We start from the raw sequence: 19,299 nt of genomic DNA, 5'->3' as shown, positions 1-19,299 counted from the left end.
ACGCCGCGATATCGAGATTTTTTCAGATTCCGTATGTGCCGTTCCGTTGGGCAGCTGCCGTAAAACGTTGAAATTCCAGGCTTTGAAAGCGTTGTGGCATGTGCGGGGCGCGTTGTGAAATCTCAAAATCTCTCGATATTCGCGAAACCGCCGAGTTTTTCAGATGTTTTTCTCAATATCTCGCCGCATCGGCGTATTTTGCGAGATATTGAGATTCCGGTACGACGTTCCGGTTTCGTTTTCTGGTTTCGTGTTTCGGTTTCGCCTATATCCCGATCCCACGAAAAACAAAACTGCCTACGCCCGCACCGCGGCAGACGTAGGCAGTTGAAATATTGGATGAATCGCCGATTACAGGTGCTCGACGATGTAGTCGACGCACTTGGTGAGCGCCACAATATCAGACGGTTCGACCGACGGGAAGACGCCGATGCGCAGCTGGTTGCGTCCGAGCTTGCGGTATCCGCCGGTATCGACGATTCCGTTGTCGCGAAGCGCTTGGATGACCTGCTTGGCGCTGATTGCGTCATCCAGATCGATGGTCACGGTCGCGGTGGACCGGGCGGATTCGTCCTCGACGAAGGGGTGTGCATATTCGCTGCGTTCCGCCCACTGGTACAGCAGCGACGCGGATTTCGCGCACCGGGCGTGGGCCCATGCCAGCCCGCCGTTGTCGTTGAGCCAACGGATCTGGTTTTCCAGCATGATCAGGTTCGCCACGGACGGCGTGTTGAGCGTCTGATCCTTGCGGGAGTTGTCGATTGCGGATTTCAGGGACAGGAAGGCGGGAACCCAGCGCCGCGCGCCCTCGAGCTTCGTGCTTTCCTCCAACGCATACGCGCGTTCGATGGCAGCGGGGGAGAGGATGGCGACCCACAGGCCGCCGTCGGAGCCGAACGCCTTCTGCGGGGAGAAGTAATAGGCATCGGTCTGGGAGATGTCGACCGGCAGGACGCCGGCACCGCTGGTTGCGTCCACCAAGGTGATGGCGCCCTGTTCAACGCTGCCGGAGATCCGCTTGACCGGTGTGGCCACGCCTGTTGAGGTTTCGTTATGAGCCCAGCAGTAGGTGTCCACGTACTCGGTGAGCTCGGGGAGTCGATAGGTTCCCGGTTCCGAGCGGAAAATCTCCGGCTTCTCAAGGAACGGGGTCTTGTCGGCCTCGATGGCGAACTTCTCGCTGAACGAGCCGTATACGCCGAAGGCCGCCTTGCGGGTGATGAGCGAAGCACACGCCATATCCCAGAATGCGGTCGCGCCGCCGTTGCCGAGAACGACTTCATAACCGTCGGGGATGGTGAAGAACTGAGCAAGACCCTCGCGAATGGACCCGACGAGCTGCTTGACCGGCGCCTGGCGGTGGGAGGTGCCGAGCAGCTTGGTGGCGCCGGCGTCGAGAGCCTGCACCTGCTCAGGGCGGATTTTGCTCGGACCGGAGCCGAACCGACCGTCCCGTGGAAGCATGGATTCGGGAATTGTTACTGTATTGCTCATGCTTGCTAGGGTAGCCAATCGGGTGGATTGCCGACATCCCCCGTACATATCGTGGTCATTGCCATGGATGCCCCCGATGGTTGCCGGCTACTGCTTGCCAGTCGGGGCGAGCAACGGGATTCGTGATTGTGGGACACGCCGATGCGGTCGTGCTTGCCGCCTGAAATCCGTTGAGCTTCGGTGGTTGTCGCGGTGTGGGTGACTTGAGTGCAACGTTTGACGTGTTGCCATGTGGGCAGGAGGGGTTGTAAGGTGGGACGGTAATTGATCACACCAGTCGTCTCCCGCCGTATGTGCGGTGCAGGTAGCGGCGGGTTGGTTCCGGCCTGTGGCTCCCGCGGGCTTTCAGGATGACGACGCAAGGAGTACTCGAGTATGAAGCATGCGGCACGAAAGACGACGCGAACGGGTCGTCATTTCCGCGTAGCCGATGTACTTGCGCCATCCCCCCGTGGTTCCCATGCGGCGCATGCCGTGCGTGGTGCGCGTGCCATGCGCGCCGATGGTTCCGAACAAACGCTGGGTCTTGATCCGGCGCTCGCGGCGAAACTCGAGGAAGTGGCGCCGCTGACCAGACGTGCCATTCGTGAATCGGCCCGTGCGGCCCGCCGCAAGTCCCGGTTCATGGCTTCAGGCTCCATGGTCGCGTTGGCCGGTGCGGCTGCGGCGGCCTTGAGCTTGAGCAATATGAACGCCACGACGTCGCTGGCTTCATCCGAAACGGGTATCACCACTGTCCAGACCACCAAGTCGGCGACGGGCAGTTCGGTGTCCCGTTCGCAAGAGCGTACGTCTCTTGGTTCTTCGGCCTCAGACAGCACGACGAGTTCAGGCAACTGGTCCTTGGGCGCTTCGAACTCCGAGCTTGACGTCGCGCAGATGTCGCAGACGACTGTGTCGAATCCTGCGGTCGCGGTGCTGTATGAGGCCGATAAGAGCATTCTTCCCTCCGGTTTCGATCCCAATCACGATTCGGGTGATTCCGGTAACCAGTATTCGTTTAGCCAGTGCACATGGTGGGCGTATGTTCGCCGACACCAGCTTGGGCTGCCGGTCGGTTCCCATCTCGGCGATGGAGCCCAGTGGGCAGCATCCGCGAAGAAGCTGGGCTATTGGGTGGATTCCACTCCGCGCCATGTCGGCGATGTCATCGTGTTCCAGCGTGGGCAGTTCGGCTCGAGCGCAGTGTACGGCCATGTCGCCATCGTCGAGCAGATCAACGCCGACGGTTCGATTGTGACCTCGGAATGCGGCGCGTCGCTCAACGGCAAAACGGTTTCCCGTACTTTCAGCGCGGACCAGGCTTCGCAATTGCAGTTCATCCATTACTGATTTTCCCTTGATGTTTCGCTGATTGCAGCTGATTGCTGGCGGGGATGCCCGAGCGGATTTCAGTCGTGTCGTCGTGCCTGATGATTGCGTTATCAGCGTTACGATTGGCAGCTTTTTCGGCGTGTCCTGCGGTATTGCGCGGGTGCAGCGCATAGGTCTCAGATTTCTGTAAGTCTGGCATGCTATTGTGCTGTATTGATGATGAAACTAGGTAGATCTCTTACAGCGATGGTCGCAGTTGCAGCCGCGTGTATATCGTTGGCGGCGATTGCCCCTTCAGCGTCCGCACAGTCCACGACGACCGACGAAGCGGTTACGTCGTCGCGTTCGTTCCCCAAGACCACAACCGTCAAGAAGAATCTGCTCGCCGAATCGACGTCGACCAGCGTGGATTCCTCCTCGAACTGGGGTGGTATTGAATCGTTGAATCCGCCGCAGACCAAGTCCACGGCAGAAAAGGAAGCTGAGGCCAAGGCCGCAGCGGAACAGGCTGCAGCACAGGCAGCGGCGCAGGCGGCCGCCCAGGCTGCGGCCCAGGCCCAGCAGCAGGCGGCGAGCCGTTCGCAAAGCCGCAGCAGCTTAAGTGCTTCTACACCAAGCCCGAGCAGCACTGCGACGGTCAACCCGCCTGACAGTGCATCGGCCAGCGCTCTGGTCGCATACGCTGCGCAGTTTGTGGGTGTGGTTCCGTATGTCTCAGGCGGCAATACTCCTGCCGGCTGGGATTGCTCCGGCTTCGTGCAGTATGTGTTCGCGCAGATGGGCATCAGCCTGCCCCATTATTCCGGTGCTCAGGCCGCGCTCGGTACGGCGGTGCCTTCTTTGGCCGAGGCACAGCCCGGCGATATCATCGCCAATGGTGCGCATTCGGGCATCTACGTCGGCAACGGCATGGTGGTCAACGCATTGAACCCGAAGGCTGGAACCGTGTACACACCGGTCGCGTACGCGTACAGCGGGTCCTACTCCATCCGTCGGCTGCTCTAGCGGCGGTTCTGACTCGCTGCCAGTGGCAGTATTCGCTGGTAAGGCGCCCCAGTCGGGCGCCTTATCTGTTTTCCGGGGTCTCAATCGCAGCTGTACCAGATTTCCGGGATTTTTTCTTGCGACACTTTCCCGGAAGACCCACAATGGTGGAGTAAGGTGAAAGTAGTGGTGGCGTACCGCTGCGCCGCCAATGAATGAAGGAGGTCGTCATGATTAACGACAAGGCAATCCTCGTTGGCGTGGATGGATCCCATGCAAGTTACAAGGCCACATGGTGGGCTGCGAACTATGCGAAGCATGCGGGACTGACCCTGCAGATCGTGTGCGCGTACTCGCTGCCGAGTTATGCCGCCGTATCATTCGATGCCACATACACCGCGATGGGCGACGACAACGCCGCGCACAATGATGCACAGGAAATCCTGTCCAAGGCGAAGGCCATCGCCGACGAGCAGGGTGTCAAAGCGGCGACACTGATTGTTACGGGCGATCCTGCATCGGTGTTCGTCGAGCTGTCGCGCAATTACAACCTCATCGTCATCGGAAACCGGGGCAAGGGCGGTCTTGCCGAGCGGCTGCTGGGCACCACGAGCTCCTCACTGCCCGCATACGCGTACTGCCCGATTGTTGTCGTGCCGTACACCGATGACGAAGGCAACCTCATGCACTTGAACAACAAGATCACGCGTGTCGCCGTCGGCTCCGACGAATCCAAGTGGGGCCTCAAGGCGCTTGAGATCGCTGCTGATTTCGCGTCAAGCTGGAAGGCTCAGCTCGATGTAATCTCCGCTGTACCAAATGTCAAGGGCGCCGCAGAAGACAAGGGTGTCATGGATTCGTACATGGATGACCTTGCCGTGCGCATCAAGCCGATTGAGCAGGCTCATCCCGACCTTGAAATCCACAAGGAGATTGTGCCAGGCAATGCGGTCGAAACGCTCACCAAGGCGAGTTATGACCATGACGTCGTGGTAGTCGGCTCGCGCGGTCGCGGTGGATTCACCGGGCTGCTGCTTGGTTCCACCAGCCAAGGTCTGCTCCAGCATGCGGTCAGCCCGGTGTATGTGGTGCCGCGCAAGTACGTGGAAGCGGCGGAATCCCAGCTCGACACCGTACCGAGCTCCCCGGCGGATGTCCCGACCAAGCCGATTGACGATATTTCCGGTGTCGAGGCCGTTCAGGTGCCCACCGCCGGCGCCGAGCAAGCCAGTGCCATCGAGTCGAAGATCGACCCGGAGCATAAGTAGGGATTTGGGTGTCCGGCAGCTTGCCTGACGCCCCTTCAATACGCTGATGCCGCCATCTGCAACACCTGCAGATGGCGGCATCAGCATATATAACCGGCTGATTACTTGCGCACCGTGACGTTCACGCGCACCGGCGTTTCCTGACGGTACGTATGGGCGACCGTGCAGCCCTTTTCGATGTGACGGGCGACACGCTCCTTGAGCTTGGCTGCATCTTCCTCGCTCAGATCGGCGGAAGTCGCATCCACGTTTACCTGCTCCTCGAAGGACAGGTAGGAATCGCTTTCCGGGTCATAGGTGCCGTCAACGACGATTTTTGCGCCCGAGCCCTCACCCAGCGTGTTCTCGACCGGGAACTGGCTGGACAGCGCCGCGCAGCCCGCTAGCGCGACCTTCATGAGGTCGCCGGGGGTGAACAGGCCTTTGCCGTGGCCGAACTTGAGGTGCGCGCCGTCCTCGCTGAACGCGTCCCATGAACCGTCCTTGTTGCGTTCTACCCAGAGTCTTTTGCCCATGTTGTGCCTCCTGGAGTTGCTGGCGCGCTTCTCGCGCCGATGCTTATAGATTAGCCCAAGCACCTGCCCGATATCCGCTCACAGCGGGATTCGTGGACTCGACCGCGTCTGCAGCGATGTCACACCCGGTATCACACGCCGGTGTTTGGGCTGATACAGAGTCGTTTGCAGGATGGCTACCGGCGTAAATCGGCGGGTCACTGCTACCATGGGGGCATGCCTTTGACCGCCGAACAGCTTGCTGATATTCGCACCCGTATTCCGGAACGCCCGCAGACGGACATTCCCATGCCCTACGAGGACTTGGTCCGCAAGATTCTCAAGGAGGGGACGCTGAAATCAGACCGCACTGGTACCGGTACGATTTCGCTGTTCGGTCAGCAGATGCGCTTCGATCTGAGCAAATATTTCCCGCTGCTCACCACCAAGACCGTGTTCTTCCGCGGCATCGCTTACGAGCTGCTGTGGTTCCTGAAGGGTTCCACCAACGTGCGTTGGCTTCAGGAGAACAACGTGCATATCTGGGATGAGTGGGCCGACGAGAACGGCGATTTGGGCCCTGTATACGGCGCACAATGGCGTAGCTGGCCGGCGCCGACGCCCGAGGACCCCAACCGCACCATCGACCAGATTTCCAATGTGCTTGATCTGATTCGCAACCATCCCGATTCCCGTCGTATGGTCGTCAGCGCTTGGAATCCCGCGGAAGTCGAGCATATGGCCCTGCCGCCATGCCATGCGCTGTTCCAGTTCTATGTGGCGGACGGCAAGCTGTCATGCCAGCTGTATCAGCGCAGCTGCGATATGTTCCTCGGCGTACCGTTCAATATCGCGTCCTATTCGCTGCTCACCATGATGATCGCGCAGCAGACCGATTTGGAACCCGGTGAGTTCGTGTGGACCGGCGGAGACTGCCATGTGTACGACAATCATATCGACCAGGTGCTCGAGCAGCTCTCCCGCACCCCGTACCCGTACCCGCAGATGGAAATCCGCAAGGCGGATTCGCTGTTCGATTACACGTATGACGACTTCAAAGTGGTCGGCTATCAGCATCATCCGACCATCAAGGCACCGGTTGCCGTCTGAAGCATCGTCTACACTAATCCCAGTCCATTGAGTTCAAGGAGTTTATGAAATGGGGTATGACAGTAGCCAAAGCGGCTATCACGAACGCAAGCCCGGTATGGCCGGGCTGGACGACACCGAGGATTGGGGTGATGATTATCCCAAGACCTTTACGGTAAATTTGATTTGGGCACAGGCGCGCGACAATGAGGGACGCGAAGGTGCCATCGGTTTCCAAGGCGGCATGCCGTGGCACTTGGCCGAAGATATGAAGCGGTTCAAGGAACTGACCGTCTCACATCCGGTCATCATGGGACGCAAGACCTGGGAATCGCTCGACCCGAAGTTCCGCCCGTTGCCGAACCGCGACAACATCGTCGTATCGCGCAACAGCGGCTATCAGGCGCCTGGGGCGACGGTGGTCGAGAACCTTGACGACGCCTTCGATTTGGCACGGCAGGAAGCGATTCCCGATGACGGGCTCGACCGCAGCGAAATCTGGGTGATCGGCGGTGCACAGATATTCCGTGAGGCCTTGCCGTTCGCCAAGCAAGTATTCGTCACGCGTATCCGTGCGACGGTGGACGCAGACACGTATGCGCCGGATATGGAGGAGCTCGCCTCCACCGGGTTGTGGAAACTTGTCGACGTGACGCCGTGGATGCTGCCGAAGCACCCGGAGAACGGCATCCGCGAGTACCGGTTCGAAACCTACCGCAAAACCGACGGCGAGACGGAGGACGACGAAGAAACTTTGTGATGCACGGTCGCGGACTGTTGTGTGCAGTCCGCGGCAATCCGTCTTGTCGATTCCGCATCCATAAATCGTGAAAGGGGCTGCTGCATGGCCGCTACTACGCAATCATCCCAGGACCCACGCTATACGGTGATGACCGTGTGCACCGGCAATATCTGCCGGTCGCCGATGGCGGAGATCATCCTGCGCGAACGATTCAACGAGCGCGGGCTCTCCGACCGGGTGCGGGTCATGTCCAGCGGTGTCAGCGACGAGGAATATGGGCATCCAATCGATCCCCGGGCGGTCGTGGTGCTGCGTGAGCGCGGCTATGAGATTCCGGCGCATCATTTTGCGCATCGCATCACGCGTCAGGAAATCAACGACAGCGACCTGTTCCTGCCGATGACCGCCTCGCATATGCGTGCGCTGGTCAGGCTGCTGCCGCCCGCCAAGCGTGCTGAAGTGCATATGTATCGCAGTTTCGACCCGAATCTGCCGAAGCCGCCTGCCGGGCGTGAAGATCAGATTGACCTGGTCGACCCGTGGTATGGCGGTCCTGAGGATTTCAACATCGCCATCGATCAGATTGAACAGGTCGCCCCGTACATCGTCGACTGGGTAAGCGAGCAGATCGGTCAGTGAATTCGCGTCGCGCGCTCTGCAGGCAATGCCGTGTCGGCGAGGAGCCGTTGTGGCGCAAGACTCATGAACGGGTCGAATGCGCTGCGCCGCGTATGCCATGGCATACGTCATACACCAGATGCAAGTTGTTCCGCCCTATCCGGGAGTCGGAATGTCGAGTTATGTATGCCGGGATATACGGTGCATGCAGGGCGGAAGTTGTTCTGCCCTAACTGAGAACCGTAATGTCAGTTTGCGTATGCCGGGATATACGTCGCATGCCGGAATGGGAGACACTTCACCCTGTGCGGGAGCTGTTATGCAAGAGGCGTATGTCCGGGCATGCGTAAACCACAGAACATTGCCCGTCGCTGATTGAAAACCGCCTTGGCCGAACCGGTACTGACCCGCTGAACCCGTGCCGTCCGACTGAGAGTCAGAGCCGGCCGGCCGAACCGGCGCTGACCTGCTGAACCCGTGCCGACCGGCCGAACTGGCCATTCATCCGGGTTCTGTTGACGCCGTCAAACCGGCTCTCTCTTCCCAAACTGGTTATGCTGGGAGCCCCCGGCGTAACCAGTTTGGGCTACCGCGGGGAAGCAGACGATGGCGGGATGCGGTATCTGTCCATGATTGGTGCGTCGCAGCAGCTGCATCATCGCAGAAAACAAAGAACCCGCCTTTTGTGGCGGGTTCAGTATCCGTACCCCCTGAGAGAGTCGAACTCTCGTTGTCAGATTGAAAGTCTGGTGTCCTAACCGTTAGACGAAGGGGGCGTCAAACAACTTAGCTATGTTAAACACAAAGCCGCCAGAATGCAAAATCCGTTGTTTCGGCGTGTCGTTTTTTGCGGCTTGCGGATGATGCATTGGCGGCATGGTTTTCATATCGGCGGCCATCCGCGCGGTATCAGCGGCTGCGGTAAGTGAAATCGTGTATGACCCGTCCGGCCTCGAGCCCTTTCTTTTCGAAGTTCGTCAGTACGCGGCCCTCGAAACGGCTTGATTCCGCGAAATTGGCGTGCGGCATATCGAGCGCGAGATCGGCGTTGCCCTTGCCGACATGCCCGGTCGGCAGACTGACGGTGATTTCGCCTATGTTCTCGAAGTCGTCACGTCCGTCCATCACCTCATGCACGTGCAGCGCATAATCCTCGATGTCCGTGGCGATACGCCACAGGCCGCCGGCGATTAACGCCCGGTGAATGGCTTCGGCCAGAGCAGGCTGGACGATCCGGCGCTTGTGATGCTTCATCTTGGGCCATGGGTCAGGGAAGAAAGTCCACACTTCGTCTACGGTCGCCGCATCGGCTTTCGCGAACAGTTCCGGCGCGTTGATCTGGGCGATGCGCAGGTTATTCAGATGTTGTTTGCCGGCGCGTAGCATGGTGTGGGCAACGCCCGGATCATAGACTTCAAGCGCCAGATAATTGGTCTGCGGGTGCTGTGCGGCGGCCGCGACAATGTTCTCACCCTGCCCGGTGCCGATTTCGATGACCAGCGGGTGAGCGTTGCCCCACGTGTCGTGGATCCACTCGCGTGTGAGCCTCCAGTCATCGCGGATGTCCAGCGACCCTTCCGCCGCATTTAACGGCAGCAGATATGTGCCGGCGTAAGTGTCCCATGCGCGTTGCAGACGCGCGTCCAGTCGGCCTGAACGGCGGACGAAAGACAGGACCTTGTGCTCATGCCGGATCGGCTGGGTTCCGTCCGCCGGTTGCGCGTGCTGTGCGTCCTGTGCGTGCTGTTGCGTGTGCTGTGCGTCCTGCGAGCCCGACTGCGCGTTCTGTGTGGGGTGTTCCTCGTGTTCTTGCATGGTTCCTTTATAGCGGCCGGTATCGGACACGCGCCGATGCTACCAGCGGGGTACCTCGAGGCCGCCCAGACGCCAGACGCCGTAGCCTGCGTCTGGAAGCGCGAATCTGGCACCATGGTCTGCGGCCGCAACGCTTCCTTCGCCGGCGACCAGCTGCGGATCGGCGTTGCCCAACAATTCACGCGTGACATGCACCTGCTGCCCGCCCTGCCGTGCGGCGACAACGAGCAGACGGTCCGTCACACCCTCGCGTAGATACGCGACCGCGTCCGCTTGCACGCTGACCCAGCGCAGGCCGCCGTGGGCGAGTGCGCTGGACGTTTTGCGCAGCTTCAGCAGTTCACGATAGCGAGCGATTGTCGCGCTATGGGCGCTCTCAGGCGCATCCCAGTCCATCGGGGTACGGCTTTCCTCTCCGGTGATACCGGTGGAGTCCCGTTCATCGCCGGCGAATACCATCGGCACGCCGGGATAGGTCATCATGATGCCGAGCGCCGCATGGGCCACTTGCGGGCTTTGCGTGAGGGTCAGGATGCGCGCGCTGTCATGGCTGTCGATGAGATTCCATTGGGATTCGGCGACTTTCCACGGGATTTGGGCGAGCAGTTCGCGCATGGTGTCTGCCATCGCTATGCCGCTGCGCCGCGGGAAGGTCTCATCGAAACCGAAGCGCTTGACATGGCTGTTCGGGTCGGCCACCCACATCCACAGCGGATGGGCGAACGCGGCGTAATTCATGACGCCTTGCCAGCCGTCGCCCGCAAGATCGCGTGTGGCATCAGGCATGTATTCGGCGATCAGTGTGCCATTGCCGCCGGTCAACTCGTCAATCGTAGCCCGGATGGTCGTGGCGACGGCGTGGTTCTCGTCCATCGCCGCCCAACGGCCCGTCTGATTTGCCACGTCGATACGCCAGCCATCCAGCCCGTCTTCGCCGCCGAGCCACTGTCCGGCGCTGCTGGATGCCCCTCGGATCATGCGGTCGACCAGCTTACGTGACGTCCAATTGAGTTTCGGCAGCGATTTGATGCCCATCCATGCCACGTAATCGTCCGGGTACCGGTTCCACAGGTAGTAGTCGCGTTCCTCACTGTCGGGGTCGTGTAGCGCCCGCTGGAACCATTCATGGCTGGAACCGGTGTGATTGAGCGTCAAATCGCCCATGATGCGCATACCGCGGGCGTGGCATGCGCGCGCGAGCGAACGAAGCGCCTCGTCGCCGCCGAGCAGGGGATCGATATGGTCGAAGGTCGAAGCGTCATAGCGGTGGACCGAACGCGCCGGGAAGCATGGCGTGAGATACACGGTGGTGAAGCCTAGATCCTGTATGTAATCGAGATGCTCCTCGATACCTTTCAAATCGCCGCCGTACCACTGGCGGCCGGTTTCAACACCGTAGGCGAGCGGTTTGGTCGACCATGCGGTCGGATGCGCCCAATCGGGTGCCTGCCGTGTGGCGGATTGCTCGGATCGGGCGAAGCGGTCGGGAAAGATTTGGTATGTGGCGCCTTCTCGATTCCATGCAGGCGATGGGGAGAAGGTGGTGATGCGAAAATCGAAGACGTCGCTGACTTCGCGGTCGAACACGCCGAGCGCGTTGAGCCAGTCGAATCCGCCGTCGCGCAACAGGGCGAAGCGGTAGCGGGTATCGGGATTGTGGATGGGCAACGGCGCCTCGTACCAGGTTTCGGTATCGGTGCTCAGAATCGGCCGGGCATTTTCTAGGTGCAGCTCGTCGTCGGCGAGTGAGTGCAGTACAACCGCGGTGTATGGTGCGGTTCGCGGAATGCGCACGCGGACGCGGATGGTGTCGCCCAGATTAGGGCAGGGGTTGGAAACATACAGCGTCGAGCCGTCATGATGGGGAAGCGGTGGCTGGGGGTCGTTGGCTTGTGTGCTCGTCGCTTGTGCTGGTCGAGGTGATGCTGTCGTCATGTCGGTCTCCGTTTCCTGCAAACGTTGTCTTTGCATCGAGCGCGTGATGCGCTTCGTCGCGTCGCGTATTTCATGATGTGCCACGAAGGGAACTAGGGCCGATGATACAACGGTGATGATGACGTTTGCATGGTGTGGCGAATATGGGAAAGCGGCATTCCGTCGGTAGAATACAAGCATGGATGACAATCAGAATCAGGCGATGCCGCCATCGGCGGACTATCAGCAGAATTTCATTCCTCCATCAGACGATGACTTGCCCATCGAGGCGACGCAGGTGTTGCACGGGGTCCAGGAGACGCGGGAAATGCCCAAGTCCCAGACGTTCCTGTCCGGGCTTTCCGAAGAGCAGACGCCGTCTGAGTCTGCTGGCTTCGGGCAGTCGCAGGATGCGCCTACGGTTCCGCTCGCCGTGGCGGATGTCCAGCCGGCATGGGCGGGCGGGGCGCCTGGCTATGGTGCCGAAGCGAATGCGCCAGCCGGGCTGTATGCTGCCGGCACGTACGGACGGCAACCTATGGGGGATGGTCAATCGGCGGCGCAGCAGGCGTCCTCGGGGCAGATTCCTCCGCAACAGCCGTATGCTCCCGGCGCATTTGCCCAATCGCCCTATGGCCAGCCGCAACAGGGGCATCCCGGATTCGGTCAGGGGTATGCGGTGCCTGCACAGGATCCATATCGGTACGTGCAGCCGAATCAGCCGTGGAATGTGCTCACGATTATCGGCTTCGTCTTTGCGTTCATCAATCCGTTGGTTGGCTTGATTTTCTCGATTATCGCTTTGGTCATGGTGCGCAAGTCGGGCGAGAAGAGCCGGGGATTGGCGATTGCCGGTATCGTCATCGGCGCGATTAATCTCGTTGTGGTGATTATCGCCGTGTGTGTGTTTGCATCGGCGTTATCTCAGATTGCGTCCGACTATGGCTCGGGCGCTGGGCAATCGGATGGATCTATGATGTGCATCGATGGCCAGTGCCAGTCCTTGCCGGGAATCGGGTCGAATGGCGGGGGTGCGAGTGGAAGTCTGCCAGGCGGTGATGCCGATGGTGCTGATGGGAATGGCTCCACCGACGATGGCGGGATTCTCGGTGATGGCGGCGAAGACTGGGATGATTACAGTGGTTTGCTCGGTGGCGATGTCGCCGTGGCCGACCCTGTGGCCGTTCATGTGTCGGGTCTTGGTGTCAGCGTCGTCACTGCCAGTGCGGCCGTCGCGACTGAAGATGCTTAAAACCGCTAAATCGCAAGGTTTTGCGATGCTGATTGGCGGGAGTGAAAAAAGCGACACGCCGAAGACAGTGCTCGATTTGCGCTCATCGTCATTCTGAGTAATATAAACACTCGGCTGCTCCACGGAGCAAACGCCACGGCCTCGTAGCTCAGTTGGTTAGAGCGCCGCCCTGTCACGGCGGAGGTCACCGGTTCAAGTCCGGCCGAGGTCGCGAATGGTAAAAACCCGGTTCATCCGGGTTTTTTTAACCATCCATGGCTCTGTAGCTCAGTTGGTAGAGCGAGCGACTGAAAATCGCTAGGTCAGCGGATCGATCCCGCTCGGAGCCACAAGAACCCCGATTCCGTATGGAACCGGGGTTTTCTCATTTCTGAGGCCTTGGCAGTCGCTTGGTGTCTGGCCGTCTCTCGCGTCGAACCTGGGTGATGGACAACGTGTGTCCCGTGGTTTGGCAGTGCGAGTGTCGTCCGTTATCCTCTACAAACTGTTTACGCTGGGAGGACTGTTCGCGTCACCAGTTTGTGGAGTGTTTCGAGCGAATTTGTATCTGTTCGTTGCACAATCGTGCTGTTGCATGACGGGTAGATACCGTCGGGATTCTCGGTTGGATTGGTTATACCGGGTCGTTGTGTCATTGGGCGGTTGCATGGCGGCGGGATAGACGCCAGTATCTTGGACTCAGACGATGTTTCTCTCCGCACTGCGATTGCGCAGTTGCACAGCAGGCAGATACCACCGCAATCCGTAACCCCCCGAGTGCAGAAGTCATAGGTGACCAGTTGGCGGTGCGGTCAGCATACCGTTCTGCAATCCCACCCGTACGGAAACCGGTGATATCTGCCTGTGGCTTGTGGCGCGCCATGGGCGTCGGATTCGCGGAATATCGCCATGTTCTAGATGTACGTCAGCGGGAATCCCAGCCGTCAATGAAGATTTTTCATCTTGTTCGCCTCGGCGTGTCGCGATGATGAAATGGATATCAGACGTGGCGACAAGGAACGGCCGTCTGTAAGAAACAAACGAGAAAGGCGCATGACATGAGAAACAACAACGGCAACATCAGTGACAACTCCATCAGCAATACCAGCGGCAATCTGGAACCGAAATGGGACGCCGAGGATTTCATCACTTTGCGCAAGGGCATGAGCATTGATGACATCCATGCGGCCATCGAGGCTGAGCTTGCCGGATTCGGTGATTTCCATCTGCCGGTGCAGGTGTGTGATTTCCGTGCGTCCACACCAAAGAACGAACAGCAGATTGTGTTTTCGTTCAAGGGCGACCAGTGGAAGCCCATGGACGTGTGGTCTCCCGGGGACGCCCGCATCTTCGAGCAGTTTGCCGAAATCCGCCTTGTGGCAAGATTCCGGATTGATGATTCTACAGGTGAGCCCGGCATGGAGCTTGACAAACGTGAGAGTTTCGGCGACGGTGTGCTGTTTGGCGATGATGCTTCGACGCGAAGAATGCTGCGCACCGGCATTGACGATCCATTGAAAGGAGTATACGGTCTGGCGGTCACCCCGTTGAACGCCATTATTCCGATTACCGATGACGCCGTCATCAGATTCCGTTCGATTGCCAACGGTCGTTGGAACTGCATCGATATCTTTTCGGGGGTGCAATGGCGTCATCGGCATCGCAAGTACGCGATGTTCTATCGCGACGACAAGAAGGACGAACCGTTGATCCGGCGCAGCATCGAGCTCTATGAGCAGCAGCTGCATATGCTCATCGTCACCGGAGCGAACCCGAAAATCGCGCTCGCAGATTAGCAGTCGGCGCTGCTGCGGTGGCTTGTGACTGTCGTTGTGATGAACCAATCACATGCCTCGGAATACTGCAATATGCCATACACATCACACACTACGCAAGAACCATCAATCTGATTCGCCGTTTACTAGGTATCGGCGGCGTTCATGGAAAGGGAATACCATGACAATTCACAACATGCAGGGAATGCAGGAGCGGACACGCCTCGATGCACAGCAGGAAGCTCGCACCGAGCCGATTGTGCGGCCGGTCGAACCGGATTTCCCTGATTTCGGGGATAGCGGCGACCGACATGGATGCGACTGGGATGAGTCGATCTGCGACGAGACGGCCACACACTACACGCACTGCATATGCGGCGACCCGGATTGCGAGTCGGACCACATCCAGTATTACTGCGACCGTCATTACGCTTTGACGCTTGCGCTTAGGCTGGATCATTTGCGTGAATGCAAAGGATATGAACATGACGAGCCGTGCGAGGATAATCGCGTGGTCACGCTCATGCATATCTCCGATTTTGGTCCACTGGCGGCCTGACGGGCGGAAGAGTCGCACACCTCGATGACATACTGACACGAGGTAAAACAAACGATAAAGCCAGTTTCCGGTGCGTCCTGCTGATTGAAGAAGCACCGGAAACCGGCTGGAATGGAGAAAGAGAGAAAGATGTTACTCGTCACCGTAACGCCGCGCCAGCTGCAAACCGGCTCGTAGGAGTTCGTCACGCACCGATTGTGGGGATTCGACCCGTACATCGGCGAGTGCGTACTGCAACGCCCACCAGATAATGCCCAACTTGGGACTGCGTACGCTGACCCGGTAGTGGAATGCCTGGACCCCTTCGTGGTCGTCATCAGGGTCAAAAGGCCCGTCGACACGTTCAACCTTGGGGTTGTCGAACCATTCATACACATTGGTGAGCACGCTCGGTCCGATGCTCATGACCACGTCGACCAGTGTGCCCATGGTCATGTGCGGGCGTTGTCTGGCGAATGCGACCGCGTCGAACCGGGGTGCGCCGGTCAGCTTCCGCGGCAACCCGTTCTCGTCCCAGGTATCGGCGGGTACGGCGATTCGCGTACTGGTGATCCGTAGATCGCGGATGCGATTGACGGCGAAACAGAATAGGTTGGTGTGATTCTCATTCTGGTCGGTGTTCTGGGGGACTGGGCAATTGTGGAAGTGCCCGAGCAGATAATACCCGCCCTTCTTGTACACCATGTTGTATGGATCGAACACATAGCGTCTCGGTTTGCCGGTCCGGCGGTCCAACCGCTTGACCAACCTGCCTTGCTCGTCATAGTCGCAGTAGGAGAAATCAACGGCCAGCTGGTTGTTCATGGCCTCGGTGATCTTCTCGATTGTGGCGAGGAACTCCCCGTTGATGTGCTCGTAGCCGTCGATGGAGATGTCCGGCAGGTCCGTGGAAGGGGCGCTGCCTCCGGCAAGCTGATACAGGCCAGAGATGACCCCTTGGAGTTCCTCCGGATCAATCCGGGAGAGCATCAGGCTGTCTTCGAGCAGACGAACTTCGGAAGGAGAGAGCACCGGTGCCATATACCAACGGCTGTCGTCGCTTTCTTCGTCAGCGGATGTCTCACCGTCGTCCGCGCGGCGGACCTCGCGGCCGAGAATGCGCGTGTACTCAAGGTATTGCAGCTGGTTGATCACGGTTTCCTTGGACGGCGCCTTGTAGAAGGAGTTCTGACGGTTATCGGCCTCGAGCAGATCGATGATGTCGTCAGGCGTCAGTGGGTGGTCATCGCTGCTGTGCCTCCACAGTGTCGCGAATACGTCCATTAAAGGGTTTGCGGCGCGGGTGTCGCGGATTTCCAGCGCTGACCGCCAGTCGTCAGCGCTTCGGATAGTGTCATCAGGTGTTGTCATGGTATCCCCTCCTGTGATGTAATTGCTCCTCGTTGATCCCCACTCCAGTATGCCATAAAGCATCTCGGCACATGGCGGTCAATCTGATACGCGACTGACGGCGATAGACGATTGGCGGTATGCGAGTGATAGCAGACGAGTGGCGGTGGAAGGAAAGCGGTGGTTGACTCTGCTGGCGGTACGTCTTGCAGGGCTGGTGGCAGACAACCGGCGGACATATGCTGCTGGCGGGGCATAGCAGGTGGCAGAGCCTCTCTCAATTCCGCTCTTCGCCGTGTCTTCCTGCTGAGTGACTACAATAAGCTTCGTCAATGGCGTTCCTACACAATGGGAACTGTTCGAAGGAGAACACACATGGTATACAGAATGATCTTTAATCAGACCGCATATTTTGGCCGTGGCGCAATCCGTGAGATACCTGTAGCCGCCAAAGCGCGCGGGTTCAAGAAGGCATTCATCGTCACCGACCCGGTGCTACTGGAAACCGGCACTGTGGCGAAAGTGACCACAGTACTAGACGAAGCCGGTCTGCCGTATGAGATCTTCGACAATGTCAAGCCGAATCCGCCGGTTGAATGCATCCAGGACGGCGTGAAGAAATTTGCTTCCGCTGGAGCCGACTTCCTCATTGGTCTCGGCGGTGGCTCGCCACAGGACACGTGCAAGGGCATCGGCATCGTCACCGCGAACCCACAGTTCGCCGACGTGCTGTCTCTGGAAGGCGTGGCGGACACCAAGAACCCGTCCGTCCCGATTTTCGGCGTGCCCACCACAGCAGGCACAGCGTCGGAAACGACCATCAACTATGTAATCACGGATACCGCCAACAAGCGCAAGTTCGTGGCAGTCGACCCGCATGACATCCCGGTTGTCGCCTTCGTCGACCCTGATTTGACCGACTCCATGCCTCGTGGACTGAAAGTCGCCACCGGTCTGGACGCGTTGACCCACGCGATTGAAGGCTTCATCACACCCGGCGCGTGGTCGCTGTCCGATTGCCTGTCCATGCAGACCATCCGCATGGTCGCCCAGAACCTTGCCAAGAGCGCCGACGGTGACAAGGCAGCAGGTGAGCAGATGGCATACGCAAGTTACATCACCGGCATGGCGTACTCCAACGTCGGGCTCGGTCTGGTTCACGGCATGGCACATCCGCTCGGCGGACGGCTCGGCGTTGCCCATGGTGTGGCCAATGGCATTCTGCTCGCCCCGGTTATGGAATACAACAAAGACTTCACCGGCGAAAAGTACCGTGATATCGCGCAGGCCTTCGGTGTCGCGGACGCGATGACCGGCGATTTGGAAACTGTGCGTGAGGAAGCGGTCCAGGCGGTGCACCAGCTGACCGTCGACCTTGGCAATCCGACCAAGATCTCGCAAGTCGGAGCCACCGAAGCCGACCTCAAGCCGCTCGCACATGACGCGTTCCACGACGTGTGCACACCGGGCAACCCGCGCAAGGCGACCGAGGAAGACATCCTCGCGATTTACACGTCGCTGATGTAACGGCTCATATGCACCGTTGCGGGACTGATTCCGTCCTATTACACGAACTGGTTACGCTGAGACATCTCCCAGCGTAACCAGTTCGTGTAATAGGACGGGTACGGATTCCGTTGTGTACCGGCGACCGCGGCACGCGCCAATCGCTATTGGTTCGAGCCTGCCAGCGTCAGTGTGCTGCCGTCGGATTCGGGCTGGCCCTCCGCATCCGCGTCGGCTTCGTCCTGCTCGTCGCGCTTGGCCACGTCGAACTGCTCTTTCAACCACAGCCGCTCCGCCGGGTTGATGTCCATACGATCGAGATACCGCTGATACATCGGGTACAGGGTGTGCATCCACGGGTACAGCGCGTACAGCGTATGCTCCGGCTTGCGTTTGCGCCAATGGTCCGGATGCGCGGCGAACGTGTTGCGGAAACGGTTCATGTAATTGCGGAACGACGTGAACGACGTGTCCATACGCCTCGCGGAAATGCCGCAAATCATGCGCTGGCAGTACACGGTTTTCATCGAGCGGCCAAGCAGATGCAGGGAAACGTCGATATCCTCATGCATCACGTCCTCACGGTCACGGCACACTTCGTTCGCAATCTGGCGCCATGCGCTCGCGCGCAATGCCATATTCGACCCGAACAGCAGCACCTGGTCGCCATCTGCCCGGTACATGTGCCGGCGCACGCTGTCATCGCCGCGCAAACCGACGCGTTTGGCAGGCATATCGTAGTAGACGACCGGCCCGGTCGCGCCCATCGCTTCGGGATCCTCGGTGAAAATGCCCGAGACCACTTCGACCCAGTCGGGTTTGAGCATGCAGTCGGCGTCCACGCGCCCCAACACGTCGCCGGTGGCGTGGTTCAGTCCGTAATTGCGCGTCGGGATGAGCCCTTGCTCATCATCCTGATGCAGCAGGCGGACCGGCGCGTCAGGATGTTCTTCCATGAACTGCTTGACAATGTCGACGGTCGCATCGGTGGACCGGTTATCCACCACAATCACTTCATGGGGCATCACGGTCTGCCGGGTCGCGTTCGTCAGACAGTCGGCGATGCGCTCCTCCTCGTTCCACGCGGGAATGACAATCGATACGGTTAGCATGCTTTCTAGGATAAGCAAGGACGTCTACAGTGCCGCGCCTGCACCCGACGCTACG

General features: G+C 59.2%; 17 protein-coding genes and 3 tRNA genes. 12 read left to right on the top strand and 8 right to left on the bottom strand.

Annotated features, from left to right (window positions below; all coding sequences use genetic code 11):
- Nucleotides 1-351: 351 nt before the first annotated feature.
- Nucleotides 352-1,494, bottom strand: a complete 1,143-nt coding sequence (gene serC, locus CQR48_RS06755) for a phosphoserine transaminase (RefSeq protein WP_101452422.1) — start codon at nt 1,492-1,494, stop codon at nt 352-354.
- Between the two features lie 375 nt (nt 1,495-1,869).
- Here serC and CQR48_RS06750 point away from each other — a divergent pair, with 375 nt between their 5' ends.
- Nucleotides 1,870-2,826, top strand: coding sequence for a CHAP domain-containing protein (locus CQR48_RS06750; RefSeq protein WP_015450883.1), 957 nt, complete (start codon nt 1,870-1,872; stop codon nt 2,824-2,826).
- Here CQR48_RS06750 and CQR48_RS09030 read toward each other — a convergent pair.
- Nucleotides 2,813-3,007 carry a hypothetical protein gene (locus CQR48_RS09030; protein ID WP_143252504.1) on the bottom strand — a complete coding sequence of 65 codons (195 nt, stop codon included), beginning with the start codon at nt 3,005-3,007 and terminating at the stop codon, nt 2,813-2,815. The two genes, CQR48_RS06750 and CQR48_RS09030, sit on opposite strands and share 14 nt — an antisense overlap.
- A 47-nt stretch (nt 3,008-3,054) precedes the next feature.
- On the opposite strand from CQR48_RS09030, the gene CQR48_RS06745 reads away from it, so the two are divergent.
- On the top strand, nt 3,055-3,813 hold the full coding sequence (locus CQR48_RS06745) for a C40 family peptidase (RefSeq protein ID WP_180335129.1): 759 nt from the start codon (nt 3,055-3,057) through the stop codon (nt 3,811-3,813).
- Nucleotides 3,814-4,022: 209 nt separating this feature from the next.
- Entirely contained in the window at nt 4,023-5,060 is a 1,038-nt protein-coding gene (locus CQR48_RS06740; RefSeq protein ID WP_015450880.1) for a universal stress protein, read from the top strand.
- Nucleotides 5,061-5,161: 101 nt separating this feature from the next.
- Here CQR48_RS06740 and CQR48_RS06735 read toward each other — a convergent pair whose 3' ends face one another.
- Nucleotides 5,162-5,575, bottom strand: a complete 414-nt coding sequence (locus CQR48_RS06735) for an OsmC family protein (protein WP_015450879.1) — start codon at nt 5,573-5,575, stop codon at nt 5,162-5,164.
- A 288-nt stretch (nt 5,576-5,863) separates the two neighbouring features.
- Here CQR48_RS06735 and CQR48_RS06730 point away from each other — a divergent pair, with 288 nt between their 5' ends.
- From CQR48_RS06730 to CQR48_RS06720, 3 genes are all read left to right on the top strand, one after another.
- Nucleotides 5,864-6,664 carry a thymidylate synthase gene (locus CQR48_RS06730; RefSeq protein ID WP_180334579.1) on the top strand — a complete coding sequence of 267 codons (801 nt, stop codon included), beginning with the start codon at nt 5,864-5,866 and terminating at the stop codon, nt 6,662-6,664.
- A 49-nt stretch (nt 6,665-6,713) separates the two neighbouring features.
- Nucleotides 6,714-7,403, top strand: a complete 690-nt coding sequence (locus tag CQR48_RS06725; RefSeq protein WP_015450877.1) for a dihydrofolate reductase — start codon at nt 6,714-6,716, stop codon at nt 7,401-7,403.
- 84 nt (nt 7,404-7,487) lie between these two features.
- A complete protein-coding gene (locus CQR48_RS06720) occupies nt 7,488-8,024 on the top strand; it encodes a low molecular weight protein-tyrosine-phosphatase (RefSeq protein WP_015450876.1) in 537 nt (178 codons plus the stop codon).
- A 683-nt stretch (nt 8,025-8,707) separates the two neighbouring features.
- Here CQR48_RS06720 and CQR48_RS06715 read toward each other — a convergent pair.
- The 3 genes from CQR48_RS06715 to CQR48_RS06705 form a co-directional block, all read right to left on the bottom strand.
- Nucleotides 8,708-8,779 (bottom strand) — tRNA-Glu (locus CQR48_RS06715).
- A gap of 133 nt (nt 8,780-8,912) precedes the next feature.
- A complete protein-coding gene (trmB, locus tag CQR48_RS06710; protein WP_180335128.1) occupies nt 8,913-9,818 on the bottom strand; it encodes a tRNA (guanosine(46)-N7)-methyltransferase TrmB in 906 nt (301 codons plus the stop codon).
- Nucleotides 9,819-9,857: 39 nt separating this feature from the next.
- Nucleotides 9,858-11,753, bottom strand: coding sequence for a glycoside hydrolase family 13 protein (locus tag CQR48_RS06705; RefSeq protein ID WP_180335127.1), 1,896 nt, complete (start codon nt 11,751-11,753; stop codon nt 9,858-9,860).
- Between the two features lie 178 nt (nt 11,754-11,931).
- Here CQR48_RS06705 and CQR48_RS09245 point away from each other — a divergent pair, with 178 nt between their 5' ends.
- The 5 genes from CQR48_RS09245 (at nt 11,932) to CQR48_RS06680 (ending at nt 15,297) form a co-directional block, all read left to right on the top strand.
- Entirely contained in the window at nt 11,932-12,984 is a 1,053-nt protein-coding gene (locus tag CQR48_RS09245; protein ID WP_101452420.1) for a DUF4190 domain-containing protein, read from the top strand.
- 137 nt (nt 12,985-13,121) lie between these two features.
- Nucleotides 13,122-13,195: transfer RNA gene (locus CQR48_RS06695), tRNA-Asp, on the top strand.
- 45 nt (nt 13,196-13,240) lie between these two features.
- Nucleotides 13,241-13,313 (top strand) — tRNA-Phe (locus tag CQR48_RS06690).
- 708 nt (nt 13,314-14,021) lie between these two features.
- The gene (locus CQR48_RS06685; RefSeq protein WP_015450872.1) at nt 14,022-14,759 is read left to right on the top strand and encodes a hypothetical protein; all 738 of its coding nucleotides are present in this window, start codon (nt 14,022-14,024) and stop codon (nt 14,757-14,759) included.
- A gap of 160 nt (nt 14,760-14,919) precedes the next feature.
- A complete protein-coding gene (locus tag CQR48_RS06680; RefSeq protein ID WP_101452419.1) occupies nt 14,920-15,297 on the top strand; it encodes a hypothetical protein in 378 nt (125 codons plus the stop codon).
- Nucleotides 15,298-15,429: 132 nt separating this feature from the next.
- Here the strand turns inward: CQR48_RS06680 and CQR48_RS06675 are convergent, their stop codons facing one another.
- Nucleotides 15,430-16,647 carry a helix-turn-helix transcriptional regulator gene (locus CQR48_RS06675; protein ID WP_015450870.1) on the bottom strand — a complete coding sequence of 406 codons (1,218 nt, stop codon included), beginning with the start codon at nt 16,645-16,647 and terminating at the stop codon, nt 15,430-15,432.
- Nucleotides 16,648-17,001: 354 nt separating this feature from the next.
- On the opposite strand from CQR48_RS06675, the gene fucO reads away from it, so the two are divergent.
- Nucleotides 17,002-18,153: a lactaldehyde reductase gene (gene fucO, locus CQR48_RS06670; protein WP_101452417.1), complete on the top strand. Its 1,152-nt coding sequence runs from the start codon at nt 17,002-17,004 to the stop codon at nt 18,151-18,153.
- A 143-nt stretch (nt 18,154-18,296) separates the two neighbouring features.
- Here the strand turns inward: fucO and CQR48_RS06665 are convergent, their stop codons facing one another.
- On the bottom strand, nt 18,297-19,244 hold the full coding sequence (locus CQR48_RS06665; protein ID WP_015450868.1) for a glycosyltransferase family 2 protein: 948 nt from the start codon (nt 19,242-19,244) through the stop codon (nt 18,297-18,299).
- Nucleotides 19,245-19,299: the final 55 nt, after the last annotated feature.

The sequence above is a fragment of the Bifidobacterium thermophilum genome (assembly GCF_002846655.1).
GTDB lineage: Bacteria > Actinomycetota > Actinomycetes > Actinomycetales > Bifidobacteriaceae > Bifidobacterium > Bifidobacterium thermophilum.
This window is presented reverse-complemented; position numbering and strand designations above follow the sequence as displayed.